The organism is Kitasatospora cathayae, from assembly GCF_027627435.1.
GTDB lineage: Bacteria > Actinomycetota > Actinomycetes > Streptomycetales > Streptomycetaceae > Kitasatospora > Kitasatospora cathayae.
Window position 1 is genome coordinate 5,837,400 of record NZ_CP115450.1, and the last position, 14,343, is coordinate 5,851,742.

A 14,343-nucleotide genomic window follows, 5' to 3' on the forward strand; every position below is an offset into this window, starting at 1 on the left:
CGTGTACGGTTGTTGGGGCGGTAGCCTGCGGCCATGTCCGCACCTGCCGCCCTCGGCCTCCCCACCCGCACCGACGGCGACCCGAACCGGGTCGCCCTGGTCATCCCCGGCACCGGCTACTCGCCCGCCCGCCCGCTGCTGCACTTCGCCGGCTCCGTACTCCAGCGGCACGGCTGGACGGTCCAGGAACTTTGGTGGCAACTCCCGGATGACCTCGTTGAGTTGGCGATGGGCGAGCGGATCGCCTGGGTCGAGCGGCAGGTCGCCGAAGCCGTCGACGCCGAGCGCGGCGCCTGCCGCCTGCTGGTCGGCAAGTCGCTGGGCTGCTTCGCCGCCGGCCTCGCGGCCGACCGGCAGCTCGCGGCCGCCTGGCTGACCCGCGTACTGACCCTCGACCACGTGATTCGCGCCCTTCACCGAACCTCGGCACCGACCCTGCTGGTCGGCGGCAGCGCCGACGAACTGTGGGACCGGGCTGTCGCCGACTCCACCGGCCACCAGGTCCTGGAATTGCCCTCCGCCGACCACGGCCTCGAACTGCCCCACGATCCGATCGGCTCGGTCGACGCCCTGCGCGAGGTCGTCACCCGGCTGGACGGCTTCATCGGCTCACTGACGCCGTAGCTGGGTCAATGGCCTTCCTCCGCGCGCATCCTGTGCAGGGCCTCGGCGGCCGAAAGGGAGCCGGACGTCGATCCTGGGCGGGGTCCAGCCGGCCAGCCCGCGCGCGGTGGCGGCGTTCTCCGGGGCGACGGCGCCCTCGCGTACCAGCTCCGCCAGCACCCGCTGCTCCGGGTCGGGCGGAGCCAGTACGGCGACCAGCCGTCCGTCGCGAGTGAGCCCGATGCGTTCCCCGGCCGCTACCCGGTCGATCAATTCATCGGCGTGGTCTTGGAGTTGCTGGACGGAAACCCTGGCTGTCATGCGATTCACGGTAGGGCGGATCGCCCGACGGTTCCGGGCAGCGTGCGTCGATTTCACCCCAACGAGCGTCACCCCTTGCCCGGGAACCCGTGCCACCGCGCCGCCGCCGTCACCGTCAGGGCGAGGGCCAGCAGCGCCAGGGCCGACCAGGGCGGGGAGTTCGGCCCCGCGTGGTCGAGGAGGAGGCCGCCGGTGGACGCGGCGGCGGCGATGCCGAGGTTCCAGCAGGTGACCAGCAGGGACTGGGCGAGGTCGGCGGCCGTGTCGGCGGCGTCGGCGGCGGCGGTCTGCAGCAGGGTGGCGGCGCCGCCGAAGCCGAGGCCCCAGATCGCGGCCGCGCCGTAGACCGGCCAGGACGCCGTGCCGAGCAGGGCTGCGGCGATGGTCAGGGCCGCGACGGCGACGAGGACGCAGGCGGTGAGGGCCAGGGTCCGTAGGTGCCGGTCGATCAGGGCTCCGGTGAGGGCGATGCTGAGCAGCGAGGTCAGGCCTAGGAGGAGCAGGACGGTGTCGGTCCGTCCGCCGAGGCCGAGCGGTTCGATCAGTGCCGCGACGTAGGTGTAGAGGATTTTGTGGGCGAGCACGAAGGATGCCGTGACCGCCAGGACGGCCCCCACGCCGGGGATCCGTACCACCTGCCGGAGTGGCAGCCGGTCCCGCTCGTCCCGAGACGAGAACGGCCCCGCGACCGGAAGGAACCGGTCGCGGGGCCGTTCGCCGTCGCCCGGGGCCCGTTGGGCCCGCGGGGCTCAGCCGATGGAGCGGGGCAGGCGGGTGGTCAGGTACAGCACGGTGAAGGAACCGAGGAGCTGGATGCCCAGGCACAGGGCGAGCGCGCGGCCCATGCCGAGGCTGGGGGAGAGGGACAGGTAGAGGGTGCCGAGGGTGGCGACGCCGAGGGCCAGGCTGGACTGCTGGCTGGTGGCGAGGACGCCGCTGCCGACACCGGCCCGGGCGACGGGCACCTTGGAGAGGACGACCCGGAACAGCGGCGTGCCGATCAGGCCCTGGCCGATGCCCGCGAGGGCGACGCCGGGCGCCATCCGCAGCGGGGAGAAGTGGTCCGCGTCGGCGAGGACGGTCAGCGCGACGGTGGCGAGGCCGATGGCCTGGATGACGGCGCCGGCGCTGAGCACCCGGCTGCCCCAGCGGCCGATCAGCCGCGGGCCGGAGAGCGAGGCGGTGAAGTAGCCGACGGCCATCGGGACCAGCGCCCAGCCGGCCGCGACCACGCCGAGCTTCAGGCCCTGCTGGAGGGCGACGGCGATGACGAACATGAAGCCGCCGAAGCCCGCGAAGTAGGGGACGGCGATGCCGAGGCCGCGCCGCATCTCGGGGATCCGCAGCAGGGAGGGCGGCACCAGCGGGGTCGCTCCGCGCTGCTCGGCGCGCCGCTCGACCAGGGCGAAGGCGACGGCGAACACCGGGAACAGGGCGAGCAGCACCCAGGACCAGAGCGGCCAGCCGGCCGCGCGGCCCTCCATCAGCGGGATGAGCAGGGCGAGCAGGGTGGCGGTGAGCAGCGCGGTGCCGGGCACGTCCACCGCGGCGGCCTGGGCGGCCCGGCTCTCCGGCACGTACCGGACGGCGAGGACGACGGCGAGCAGCGCGAACGGTACGTTCAGCAGGAAGACCGAGCGCCAGCCGGTGCCGAACAGGTCGGCGGCGACCAGCATCCCGCCGAGCACCTGCCCGATCACCACGGAGATGCCGCCGACCGCGCCGTAGACGCTGAGCGCGCGACCGCGCCGGGCGCCGTCGGTGGCGGCGGTGATGGTGCCGAGCACCTGCGGGATCAGCAGTGCGGCCGAGGCGCCCTGGGCGGCCCGGGCGGCGACCAGGGACCACGCGTCGGGGGCGAGGCCGCAGGCCAGCGAGGTGAGGGCGAAGGCGGCGGCGCCGGCGACGAAGAGCCGGCGGCGGCCGAAGATGTCGCCGAGCCGCCCGCCGAGGACGAGCAGGACGGCGAAGGCGATGCCGTAGCCGGCGGCGACCAGTTCCAGCACGGCCGGCCCGGCGGCCAGGTCCTTGTCGATGGTGGGCAGGGCGACGTTGACGATGAAGAAGTCGAGCATCGGCAGGAACGCGCCGAGCAGGACGGTGACCAGCCCGGCGGTGCCGAGGGCGGGGGTGTGCGGAGCGGCTGCGGGGGCGGTCCGGGTCGGGGCCGGGGCGACGGCGAGTTGTTGAGTCACGGGTCATACGATCCGCCGCTTCGTACCCTGGTACCAGAGTGTGGTTATCCAGGTATAAGAAGTACCTGGCAACAGGCTGCCGGGTGCCGCATGCTGGGGAGCATGAGCCTGATGACCCCGACCGCGCAAGCCCGTCCCGCTTTCGCCGGACCGCACCGCGGCACCCCGGACGAGGCCCGCCGGCACGACCTGGCGGCGTTCCTGCGCAGCCGCCGCGAGCGCATCGCGCCCGAGCAGGTGGGCCTGCCGATGACCGGCCGCCGCCGCACCCCGGGGCTGCGCCGGGAGGAGGTGGCGCAGCTGGCCGCCGTCGGGGTGACTTGGTACACGTGGCTGGAGCAGGGGCGGGACATCCAGGTGTCCGCCCAGGTGCTGGACGCGGTGGCCCGGGCGCTGCTGCTGGATCCGAGCGAGCGGGCGCACCTGTTCACCCTGGCCGGCTCGGAGGACCCGGCGCCGGTGACGGAGTGCCCCTCGGTGACGCCGAGCGTGCGCCTGGTGCTGGAGCAGATGGCGCCGTACCCGGCGGCGGTGGTCAACTCCCGCTACGACGTCCTGGCGCACAACGTGCCGTACACCGCCCTGGTCGGCGACCTCGGTGAACTGCCGCTCGAGGAGCGGAACCTGATGTGGCTGGCGTTCACCCCCTCGCGCTTCCGCGAGGTGCTGATCGACTACCGGACGGAACGCATCGGCATGGTGGCCCGGTTCCGCGCCGCGATGGCCGACCACTCCGCCGAGCCGGCCTGGAAGGCGCTGCTGGCCCGGCTGCGCAAGGCCTCGCCGGACTTCGAGGAGGAGTGGCAGCGGCACGAGGTGCAGGGGCCGGGCAACGGGATCAAGCGCTTCCAGGTGCCGGGCGTGGGTCTGCTGCGCTGCAACTACACCAACTTCTGGCTCAGCCCCCGGCTCGGGACCCGCATGATCAGCTACACCCCGCTGGACGAGGAGACCCGCGCCCTGATGGACGAGCTGCCCGACCGGCTCTGAGCGCCGGACGGGCCTACCCGCGTATCGCCTCGCGCCCGAGCAGCAGGCACACCGCCGCCAGCGGCAGTTCGATGCAGCACGCCATCACCAGGGCGGCGAGCACCGCGTGCCCCGGCCCGGCGCAGGTGATGTCGACCAGCGCGTCCCCGGCGAGCAGCAGCGCCGCCACCCCGCCCGGCCACCGGGCGGCGGCACTGCCCCGGCGCAGCAGTGCGTCCAGCGACAGCAGGGCGGCGAACTCCGCGAGGTCCAGCACCACCCACGGGGTCTCGTGGTTGACGGCCAGCACCAGCAGCCAGGGCAGCAGCCCGAAGGCCGCCAGCCGCGGCAGCTGCCGGAGCCGCTCCGGCAGGACGTACGCCGGAGCGCCGGAGAAGACCGCGATGCTCATGCGCCCGCCTCGCTCCGCTCGGCAGGGGCACTCGCCCGTGCGCACCTTTTGATGATTCTCCCCCAGCCTTCGGCCGCGGGTACCCCCATGCTGCGGTCGCTCATGCCGCACCCCCGACCGTGACCGCCCGCCGCTCCCGCACCCGCTGCAGCGCCAGCCGCTCGGCCGGCCCGGCCGACGGGTGCTCCACCAGCACCGCGTCGAACGGCCCCTCGGCCCAGGCGAGCCAGAACAGCCCGGCCACCGTGACCACTTCGGCCGCCGCCGCCCGGACCGTACGAAACAGCCGCCGCCCGGTGAACACCACCGAGGGCACCGCGGCGTCGGCCGGCAGCCGCCCCCACGCGAGCACGTGCGAGCCGCGCCCGGCGGACGGGCTGCGCCGCGCGCCGCGCACCAGCTGCGGTGCGAGCCGGGCGGCGACCAGGACGTCGGCCAACTCGCCGTGCTGGTACAGCTCCAGCGCGGCCCGGCCGCGGCCGGACCCGACGCTGCGGACCGACCAGGGCCCGGCCCCGGCGGGCAGCGTCCCCTCCGGCCCCGGCGCCGGGCGGAGCGCGCCCCCGGGAACACCCCCGTGGTCCCCGGGGACGGGCCGCCGGTGCGGCGGGGTGGCGGAGTGCGATGCAGTGCTCGTCATGCCCCCCAGCCTTCCGTCAGGAGGGGCCCCTTGTCGGTGGTGCCGCACACCGAATCGGGGGTGTAGCTAGCTACACCCCCGTCGGGCACCCCCCTTCATGGTGGACGTTGATCACCGGGCCCTACGCTGTCCGGCATGCCCTCCACCACGTTGCGCCGAGCGCTCGTCAGGAGCCTCCGGCGGCCACCGTGGTCGGCCGAGGCCTGGCGGGACACCCGTTTCATCGCCGCCGGAATACCCATGGCCGTGCCGGTCTGGCTGGCCGTCACCGAGTCCAAGCTGCTGATCGCGGTCCTCGCGGTCGTGCTGACCTGCACCCGGCCGCTGGCCGACGCCCAGCGCGGCCGGCTGCGTTCCCTGTACGGGGTGGACGTGCCGCCGCCGCGCCCCGGGGACTCCCCGAACCGGCTGCTGGGCCGGCTGCGGCTGGTGCTGACCTGGCGGCAGGCCGCCTACCACCTGGTGGTCGGCCCGCTGCTCGCGCTCGGCGCGGCGACGGTGGTGTACCTCTGGGGCGCGGCCCTGGTGCTGTCCACGGTGTTCGGCTGGAGCTGGCTGCTGCCCGCCACCACCGGACTGCGGGAGTGGCCCGTTCAGCTCGGGCTCACGGCCGGCGGCGTGGCGCTGGCGGTCGCGTCCCCCTGGCTGGCGGGGCTGGCGGCCTGGGTGGAGGTGCGGGCGGCGCAGCTGCTGCTCGGCCCGGACCGGGCGGAGCAGCTGGAGCAGCGGGTCGAGGAGATCGCGGAGAGCCGGGCGGGCCTGGTCGACGCGGTGGACGCCGAACGCCGCCGGATCGAGCGCGACCTGCACGACGGCGCCCAGCAGCGCCTGACCTCCCTCGCGATGAACCTGGGCCTGGCCCGGCGCACCTTCAAGGACGTGCCGCCGGAGGTGATGCAGGTGATCGTGGAGGCGCACGAGGAGGCCCAGGCCGCCATCGACGAGCTGCGCGACCTGGTCCGCGGCCTGCACCCGGCCGTCCTGGAGGACCGCGGTCTGGACGCGGCGCTGTCCGGCATCGCCGCCCGCGCCCCGCTGCCGGTGCGCCTGGACGTCGAGCTGTCCGGGCCGATCGCCCCGACCGTCGAGGCGGTCGCCTACTTCACCGTCTCCGAGGCGCTCACCAACGTGGCCAAGCACGCCCGGGCCAAGCAGGTCGACGTGTCGGTGCGGACCACCGGCGACCGGCTGCGCCTGATCATCAGCGACGACGGCGTGGGCGGCGCGGACCCCTCGCGCGGCACCGGGCTCACCGGTCTGCGCAAGCGCGCGGCCTCGGTCGACGGAACGCTGTCCGTTCTCAGCCCCCTCGGGGGCCCCACCACCATCACCGTGGAGTTGCCGTGCGTGCTGTGATCGCCGAGGACTCGGTCCTGCTGAGGGTCGGCCTGGTCAAGGTCCTCGAGGCGGTGGGGTACGAGGTCGTGGCCGCCGTCGGGGACGCCGAGGAACTGCTGGCCGCCGTCGAGGAGCACCGCCCGGGGGTGGTGGTCGCGGACGTCCGGATGCCCCCGGGCTTCAGCGACGAGGGCGTCAAGGCCGCGATGGTGATCCGCCGGCAGTGGCCGGAGGTCGCGGTGCTGCTGCTCTCCCAGTACGTGGAGGAGCGCTACGCCGCGGACCTGCTGGCGACCAACACCAGCGGCGTCGGCTACCTGCTCAAGCAGCGGGTGGCCAATGTGGACGACTTCGTGGACGCGCTGCAGCGGGTCGCCGATGGCGGCACCGCGCTGGACCCGGAGGTGGTGGCCCAGCTGCTGGTGCGCCGCCACCGGGACCCGCTGGAGAAGCTGACCCCGCGCGAGCGGGACGTGCTCGCGCTGATGGCGGAGGGCCGTTCCAACGCGGCCATCGCCGCCTCCCTGGTGGTCAGCGACAGCGCGGTGGCCAAGCACATCAACTCGATCTTCACCAAGCTGGACCTCCCGCCGGCCGACGACAGCCACCGCCGGGTGATGGCGGTGCTGCGGTTCCTGGAGGTCGGGTAGCCGTGGACGGGGCGAAGGCCTGGCGGATCACCGGGACGCTCGCGGTCGTCCTGGGGATGCTCGCCGCAGGGTTGCAGACCTGGTCGCTGGTGGTGCGCCAGCACACCAGCTCGACCAGGCCGTACGAGATGGCGATCCACCAGGTCAGGCTGGAGACCGGCAGCGCTTCGGTGCGGCTGCGGGCCGGCCGGGAGGGCCGGGTGGTGGTCAGCCAGCAGCTGGACTGGATGTTCCGCAAGCCGGTGGTGTCGAGCACCGTCGTCGGCGACGTGCTGACGGTCGGGATGCACTGCCGGCAGGTGCTGTCGTTCACCGACCTCGGCTGCGGCGCCGAGATCGAGCTGGAGGTGCCGGCCGCGACCGCGGTGACCGGGTCGGTGAGCTCCGGCTCGGTCTCCGTGGAGGGCCTGAGCGGGAGCGTGCGGATGCAGCTGACCTCCGGCCAGCTGTCGCTGGTGCACACCTCCGGCGAGGTGTGGGCGCGGACCACCTCCGGGCAGGTGCAGGCCACCGACCTGAGTGCGCCGCGGGTGACCGCGGAGACCACCTCGGGTTCGGTGGAGCTGTACTTCACCAAGGCCCCGCACGCGGTGGACGCCAAGGCCACCTCCGGCTCGGTGATCGTGAACGTGCCGGGGAACAGCCGGTACGCCTTCTCCAGCGAGATCGGCAGCGGGAGCGGTCAGATCGACCCGCAGCTGGCGGACCCGACCAGCCCGGACACCATCCACGCCGAGGTCACCTCGGGCTCGCTCTCGATCAACCCGTCGTAGCGGGCGGTGGCCGCTCACCCGGGTGGGGGACAATGAAGAGTCCCGTCCCCCTACCCGAGGTCAGCCGCGCATGACAGCCACGCCCGCACCCACCGCGCCCGAGACCGAGTTCGCGCCGCTGGACATCGGCCCGATCCAGGTGTGGCCGCCCGTCGTGCTGGCGCCGATGGCCGGCATCACCAACGCCCCGTTCCGCACCCTGTGCCGCGAGCAGAGCGGCGGCAAGGGGCTGTACGTCTCGGAGATGATCACCACCCGGGCGCTGGTCGAGCGCAACGCCAAGACCATGCAGCTGATCAAGTTCGACCCGAGCGAGAAACCGCGCTCGATCCAGCTGTACGGGGTGGACCCGGTGACCGTCGGCAAGGCGGCCCGGATGATCGCGGACGAGGGCCTGGCCGACCACATCGACCTCAACTTCGGCTGCCCCGTCCCCAAGGTGACCCGCAAGGGCGGCGGCTCGGCGCTGCCGTACAAGCGCAACCTGCTGCGCGAGATCCTGCGCGAGGCCGTCGCCAACGCCGGAGACCTGCCGGTGACCATGAAGATGCGCAAGGGCATCGACGACGACCACCTCACCTACCTGGACGCCGGCCGGATCGGCGCCGAGGAGGGCGTGGCCGCGATCGCCCTGCACGGCCGCACCGCCGCCCAGCACTACGGCGGGACGGCCGACTGGTCGGCGATCGCCCGGCTGCGCGAGGCCGTCCCGGCGCACGTGCCGGTGCTGGGCAACGGGGACATCTGGTCGGCGGACGACGCGCTGCGGATGATGCGGGAGACCGGCTGCGACGGCGTCGTGGTGGGCCGCGGCTGCCTGGGGCGGCCGTGGCTGTTCAAGGACCTGGTCTCGATCTTCGAAGGGGACGTCGACTACGCCCGTCCGGACTTCGGCTACGTGGCCAGGGCGATGGTGCGCCACGCCCAGTTGCTCGGCGAGTGGCTGGGGGACGAGGCGCGCGGTGTGATCGACTTCCGCAAGCACGTCGCCTGGTACACCAAGGGCTTCTCGGTCGGCTCCGAGCTGCGGGTGAAGCTCGCGAACTCCTCCTCGCTGACCGAACTGGCCGAAACCCTCGCCCAGGTGGAGCAGACCCAGACCTGGCCGATCGGAGCGGACGGCCCGCGCGGGCGCACCAGCGGCAACGGCCGGGTGGTCCTGCCGGACGGTTGGTTGGACGATCCGTACGACTGCGCCAGGCCGGGTGCGGACGCCGAATCGGACACCTCTGGCGGATGATCTAGCCGATCTGGCGAAGTCGCCCCTGCTGGGCCGCTCGCCATCCGGTCGCAGCCCTCTTGTCCATTCTGGACAGGAGGGCTCCTTTTCGGCGTTCTGATGTCACAGAACGAGCAGGTTCCTGGACGGAGTGCGACGATTGACGCAGGCGTTCTACGTTCGAGCGGTGAGATGCGCTGGTGACGCTTGCCACACGCGGCGGCCACTGACGGTGGGTCAGTGGACGAAATGGACAGGTCGACCGTGGATCGCTTCCCGAAGCCGGTTCGCGGCCGATCGGCCGATCCGGTTGCAGGAAATCAAGCCGGGGCAACGCGACCGACCCACGGCCGCTACCCAGCGTCCGAATCGGGCGATCTTCCCGTTTCCCCGTCTTCAAGACTTGAACGCAGCATCGCGTCAGGGGGACGATTTCACCAACAGAGGTGAACGCCTTTATGCGCATTCGATCTAGCGGGTTACCACTCGGTACCGGCCTCGGGTGGCCTATTCAGGGCAGAGAAGTGCCTTCGAAATGGGTATGTTCTCCGGCGTCAGGGCAACCGCGTACGAGGAGACCGACCCGTGCCGTCCCAGCAGAAGTTTGTTTACTCCTTCACCGAAGGAAACAAGGACCTCAAGGATCTTCTTGGCGGCAAGGGCGCGAACCTGGCCGAGATGACCAACCTGGGGCTCCCCGTCCCCCCGGGGTTCACCATCACCACCGAGGCCTGCAAGGTCTTCCTGGAGACCGGTAGCGAGCCGACCTCGCTGCACGAGGAGATCAGCGCCCACCTGGACGCCCTCGAGCAGGAGATGGGCAAGAAGCTCGGCCAGGCCGACAACCCGCTCCTGGTCTCCGTCCGCTCCGGTGCCAAGTTCTCCATGCCCGGCATGATGGACACCGTCCTCAACATCGGTCTCTCCGACGCCTCGGTGACCGGCCTGGCCGCCCAGTCCGGCAACGAGCGCTTCGCCTGGGACTCCTACCGCCGCCTGGTCCAGATGTTCGGCAAGACCGTGCTGGGCGTCGACGGCGAGCTGTTCGAGGAGGCCCTGGACGAGGCCAAGCACGCCAAGGGCACCACCAACGACCTGGACCTGGACGCTTCCGACCTCCGGGAACTGGTCGAGGTGTTCAAGGGCATCGTCGAGCGCGAGACCGGCCGGGCCTTCCCGCAGGACCCGCGCGAGCAGATGGACCTCGCCATCCACGCCGTCTTCCACTCCTGGAACGGCGACCGCGCCCGGCTGTACCGCCGCCAGGAGCGCATCCCGAACGACCTGGGCACCGCGGTCAACGTCTGCACCATGGTCTTCGGCAACCTCGGCGAGGACTCCGGCACCGGCGTCGCCTTCACCCGCGACCCCTCCACCGGCACCCAGGGCGTCTACGGCGACTACCTGTCCAACGCCCAGGGCGAGGACGTCGTCGCCGGCATCCGCAACACGCTGCAGCTGTCCGAGCTGGAGAAGCTCGACAAGAAGTCGTACGACGAGCTGATGGCGATCATGCAGAAGCTCGAGAACCACTACCGCGACCTCTGCGACATCGAGTTCACCATCGAGCGCGGCAAGCTCTGGATGCTGCAGACCCGGGTCGGCAAGCGCACCGCCGCGGCCGCCTTCCGGATCGCCGTCCAGCTGGTCGACCAGGGCCTGATCGACCTGGACGAGGCCCTGATGCGCGTCACCGGCGGCCAGCTGGCGCAGCTGATGTTCCCGCGCTTCGCCCCGACCGCCGAGTCCAAGCAGATCGGCTGGGGCCTGGCCGCCTCGCCCGGCGCCGCGATCGGCAAGGTCGTCTTCGACTCCTACACCGCCGTCAAGTGGTCCCGCTCCGGCGAGAAGGTCATCCTGGTCCGCCGCGAGACCAACCCGGACGACCTGGACGGCATGATCGCCGCCGAGGGCATCCTCACCTCGCGCGGCGGCAAGACCTCGCACGCCGCCGTCGTCGCCCGTGGCATGGGCAAGACCTGTGTCTGCGGCGCCGAGGAGCTGGAGGTCGACACCAAGGGCCGCAAGTTCACCACCGCCGACGGCCTGGTGGTCCACGAGGGCGACGTGGTCTCGATCGACGGCGCCAGCGGCAAGGTGTACCTCGGCGAGGTGCCCGTGCTGCCGTCCCCCGTGGTCGAGTACTTCGAGGGCACCCTGCACGCCGGCGCCGACGTCCAGGGCGGACTGGTCCAGGCCGTCCACCGGCTGATGTCGCACGCCGACGGCCGCCGCCGCCTCGCCGTGCGCGCCAACGCCGACAACGCCGAGGACGGCTCGCGCGCCCGCCGCTACGGCGCCCAGGGCATCGGCCTGTGCCGCACCGAGCACATGTTCCTCGGCGAGGAGCGCCGCAAGGAGGTCGAGCACCTGATCCTCGCGGACAACGACAAGGACCGCGAGCTCGCCCTCTCCACCCTGCTGCCGCTGCAGAAGGGCGACTTCCTGGAGCTCTTCCAGGCGATGGACGGCCTGCCCGTCACCGTCCGCCTGCTCGACCCGCCGCTGCACGAGTTCCTGCCGGACATCACCGAGCTGTCGGTGCGCGTCGCCCTCGCCGAGGCCCGCAAGGACCCGAACGAGAACGACCTGCGCCTGCTCCAGGCGGTGCACAAGCTGCACGAGCAGAACCCGATGCTGGGCCTGCGCGGCGTCCGCCTCGGCCTGGTCATCCCCGGCCTGTTCGGGATGCAGGTCCGGGCCATCGCCGAGGCCGCCGCCGAGCGCAAGCTGGCCGGCGGGGACCCGCGCCCCGAGGTGATGATCCCGCTGGTCGGCACCGTCCAGGAGCTGGAGCTGGTCCGCGACGAGTGCGAGCGGGTGCTCGCCGAGGTCGCCCAGTCCACCGGCGTCAAGCTGGAGATCAAGCTCGGCACCATGATCGAGCTGCCGCGCGCCGCGGTGACCGCCGGTCAGATCGCCGAGGCCGCCGAGTTCTTCTCCTTCGGCACCAACGACCTGACCCAGACGGTCTGGGGCTTCTCCCGGGACGACGTGGAGGCCTCGTTCTTCACCGCCTACCTGGAGAAGGGCATCTTCGGGGTCTCCCCGTTCGAGACCATCGACCGCGACGGCGTCGGCTCGCTCGTCAAGCACGCCGTCGAGGCCGGCCGGGCCACCCGCCCCGACCTCAAGCTCGGCGTCTGCGGCGAGCACGGCGGCGACCCGGACTCGGTCCACTTCTTCCACGAGGTGGGGCTGGACTACGTCTCCTGCTCCCCCTTCCGGATCCCGGTGGCGCGCCTGGAGGCAGGCCGCGCCGCCATCGAGTCGGCGGGCAGCGACTCGCGCTGAGAGGGTAGGCATCCCCTACTCACGCGCGGGTACGACTGACCGCTTCCCCTCCCGTCGGGAGGGCGTACACCGGAGCTCGGCGCAGGAGAACCGGCGTACGTAACACGGCCGGGCGGGAACGGACAACGGCGTCCGTTCCCGCCCGGCCGTACGTGGTTGTGGCGTCCGTCATGGGGGGACACGGCTGTCCGGGCCCGGGCGCCTGCCAAGCTGGACCGCATGACCAGAAGCAAGAGCCCGCTCGTCGTCGTGGCCGTCCTGATCCTGGCCGTGCTCGCCGGGGCCGGGTACCTGCTCGCCGGCAAGGGCGGCAGCGGCCACCCCAGGGCCGCCGCGAGCTCCACCGCCGTCGCGGGCGGCTCGGCCCCCAAGCCCTCGGCCCCCAAGCCGTCCCCGCCGGCCGGCGGCGCCTCCACCCCGAGCGCCCCGAACGGCGCCTGGACGCCCGCCGACCCGGCCCTGGCCGACGTCTGCCGCACCAAACTGCCCAGCCAGGCCCAGGACACCCTCGCCCTGATCGCCAAGAACGGCCCCTACCCGTACAACCGGGACGGCATCGTCTTCGAGAACCGCGAGAGCCGCCTGCCGAAGAAGGGCAACGGCTACTACCACGAGTTCACCGTGGTCACCCCGGGCTCCGACGACCGCGGCACCCGCCGGGTCGTCACCGGCGGCGCCGGCGAGCAGTACTGGTCCCCGGACCACTACGCGACCTTCCAGGAGATCGACCCGCGCTGCTGAACCGGCTCCCGGCCCCTTGGCCCCCGCTTCCCTCTTGCGGAGCTGGGGCCGCGCCGTGTGCGCGGTGTCGCGCCGCGTCGGACGGCCGCCCCGGCCCGGCGGCCCTCACCGTACTCGCCGCCAGCTGATCCGGCCGTGCGGGCCGTGCGGGCCGGTGGTGACCAGGGCGGTCAGCTCGTGCAGCACCGGGGTCGGGTCGCGGCGCAGCTGGACCGGGGTGGTGCGCACCACCGGCAGGCCCGCGGCGGTGAGGCGGTTGGCGCGGGCCAGGCCGCGTTCGTGGTCGGCCGGGCGCAGGTGGTAGGCGCGGGAGCCGATCTCCAGGGCCACGCAGGCGTGCGGCCAGTAGGCGTCCGGCACGGCGAGGAACCGGCCGTCCAGGAACAGCACCGGGTTCCACAGCGGCTCCGGCAGGCCCGCGTGGGCGAGCACCTCGCGGGCCTCGCCCTCCACCACCGAGCGCACCCCGGCGGTCAGGTCCTCCACCACCCGGGCCACCTGGGGCAGCGCCAGCGCCCCCGGCCGGGCGAGCAACTGGTCGAGCAGCTCGCCGAGTTCGCAGTGCCGCCGCTGCACGGCCTCGGCGCACAGTGCCCGGAACCGGCGCTGCCCGGTCTCCCGCGGCGCCACGTCCGCCAGCGCCCGCGCGACCGTGGCGCTCCACAGCCCGTCGTCCCGCTGGAACCCGTTCGGCATCGCTCCGGACGCCCGGTGCACCCGGACGAACTCCCGGTCCCCGACCCGGCGTTGGGCCGAAATCAGCACATCGACCTCGGTCAGGTCCGCCGGGTGCCCGGCGCTCGGCAGCCCGGCCTCCGCCAGCACTGCGAACCCGGTCAGCAGCACCTCCCCGGGCTGCGGCTGCCGCCCCTTCGGGCTCGCGTACGCGAGGGCGGCCCGCAGTCTCTGGTGCGACGTCAACCTCCCGCTCTGCAGGCAGATCACCCGCGGCAGCACCTGCTGCCACGGCCCGCCCGGGCGCAGCCGGTGGGCGATCGTGCCGGAGGGCACGCCGAGCCGACGCAGCTGCGCCCGGGTGGCGATGTGCTGCTGGTCGGCGCCGAGCAGGACGACGGGGTCGAGCGGGTTCGCGCGGGTCATACCCGGGTGCTGCCCGCCCGGATCGGGGGTATGCGAAACATCCCCCGTCGGGGGCTTCCTGGCACGGAGGTTGACGAAACGGAGGTT

At 72.9% G+C, this 14,343-nt stretch carries 13 protein-coding genes and 1 pseudogene; 8 read left to right on the forward strand and 6 right to left on the reverse strand.

The features are described from left to right. The first annotated feature begins 33 nt into the window (after window positions 1–33). Window positions 34–624 (forward strand): alpha/beta hydrolase, encoded by a 591-nt coding sequence (locus O1G21_RS26085; protein ID WP_270147056.1) that lies wholly within the window; start codon window positions 34–36, stop codon window positions 622–624. Here the strand turns inward: O1G21_RS26085 and O1G21_RS26090 are convergent. The 3 genes and pseudogenes from O1G21_RS26090 to O1G21_RS26100 form a co-directional block, all read right to left on the reverse strand. Further along, window positions 610–924 (reverse strand): type II toxin-antitoxin system Phd/YefM family antitoxin, encoded by a 315-nt coding sequence (locus tag O1G21_RS26090; RefSeq protein WP_270147057.1) that lies wholly within the window; start codon window positions 922–924, stop codon window positions 610–612. The genes O1G21_RS26085 and O1G21_RS26090 overlap by 15 nt on opposite strands. A 68-nt stretch (window positions 925–992) precedes the next feature. After that, window positions 993–1,577 (reverse strand): annotated as a pseudogene (locus O1G21_RS26095) (MFS transporter); the annotation flags it as partial. Window positions 1,578–1,673: 96 nt separating this feature from the next. Next, complete coding sequence (locus O1G21_RS26100; RefSeq protein WP_270147059.1) at window positions 1,674–3,119, reverse strand: MFS transporter; 1,446 nt, start codon at window positions 3,117–3,119, stop codon at window positions 1,674–1,676. Window positions 3,120–3,230: 111 nt separating this feature from the next. Between O1G21_RS26100 and O1G21_RS26105 the strand changes: the two genes are divergently transcribed. Beyond that, window positions 3,231–4,109: a helix-turn-helix transcriptional regulator gene (locus O1G21_RS26105; protein WP_270151279.1), complete on the forward strand. Its 879-nt coding sequence runs from the start codon at window positions 3,231–3,233 to the stop codon at window positions 4,107–4,109. A gap of 13 nt (window positions 4,110–4,122) precedes the next feature. Here the strand turns inward: O1G21_RS26105 and O1G21_RS26110 are convergent, their stop codons facing one another. Beyond that, window positions 4,123–4,500: a hypothetical protein gene (locus O1G21_RS26110; RefSeq protein WP_270147060.1), complete on the reverse strand. Its 378-nt coding sequence runs from the start codon at window positions 4,498–4,500 to the stop codon at window positions 4,123–4,125. A gap of 100 nt (window positions 4,501–4,600) precedes the next feature. Further along, entirely contained in the window at window positions 4,601–5,140 is a 540-nt protein-coding gene (locus tag O1G21_RS26115; RefSeq protein ID WP_270147061.1) for a hypothetical protein, read from the reverse strand. 135 nt (window positions 5,141–5,275) lie between these two features. Here O1G21_RS26115 and O1G21_RS26120 point away from each other — a divergent pair, with 135 nt between their 5' ends. The 6 genes from O1G21_RS26120 (at window position 5,276) to O1G21_RS26145 (ending at window position 13,155) form a co-directional block, all read left to right on the forward strand. Continuing rightward, entirely contained in the window at window positions 5,276–6,496 is a 1,221-nt protein-coding gene (locus O1G21_RS26120; RefSeq protein WP_270147062.1) for a sensor histidine kinase, read from the forward strand. Further along, window positions 6,484–7,128 (forward strand): response regulator, encoded by a 645-nt coding sequence (locus tag O1G21_RS26125; RefSeq protein WP_270147063.1) that lies wholly within the window; start codon window positions 6,484–6,486, stop codon window positions 7,126–7,128. The genes O1G21_RS26120 and O1G21_RS26125 overlap by 13 nt, the downstream gene beginning before the upstream one ends. A gap of 2 nt (window positions 7,129–7,130) precedes the next feature. Then, window positions 7,131–7,901, forward strand: a complete 771-nt coding sequence (locus O1G21_RS26130) for a DUF4097 family beta strand repeat-containing protein (RefSeq protein WP_270147064.1) — start codon at window positions 7,131–7,133, stop codon at window positions 7,899–7,901. A 70-nt stretch (window positions 7,902–7,971) separates the two neighbouring features. Continuing rightward, entirely contained in the window at window positions 7,972–9,141 is a 1,170-nt protein-coding gene (dusB, locus tag O1G21_RS26135) for a tRNA dihydrouridine synthase DusB (protein WP_270147065.1), read from the forward strand. Between the two features lie 564 nt (window positions 9,142–9,705). After that, window positions 9,706–12,414 (forward strand): pyruvate, phosphate dikinase, encoded by a 2,709-nt coding sequence (ppdK, locus tag O1G21_RS26140; protein ID WP_270147066.1) that lies wholly within the window; start codon window positions 9,706–9,708, stop codon window positions 12,412–12,414. Between the two features lie 219 nt (window positions 12,415–12,633). Then, entirely contained in the window at window positions 12,634–13,155 is a 522-nt protein-coding gene (locus tag O1G21_RS26145) for a ribonuclease (RefSeq protein WP_270147067.1), read from the forward strand. Between the two features lie 105 nt (window positions 13,156–13,260). Here O1G21_RS26145 and O1G21_RS26150 read toward each other — a convergent pair whose 3' ends face one another. After that, complete coding sequence (locus tag O1G21_RS26150) at window positions 13,261–14,256, reverse strand: hypothetical protein (RefSeq protein ID WP_270147069.1); 996 nt, start codon at window positions 14,254–14,256, stop codon at window positions 13,261–13,263. Window positions 14,257–14,343 lie beyond the last annotated feature (87 nt).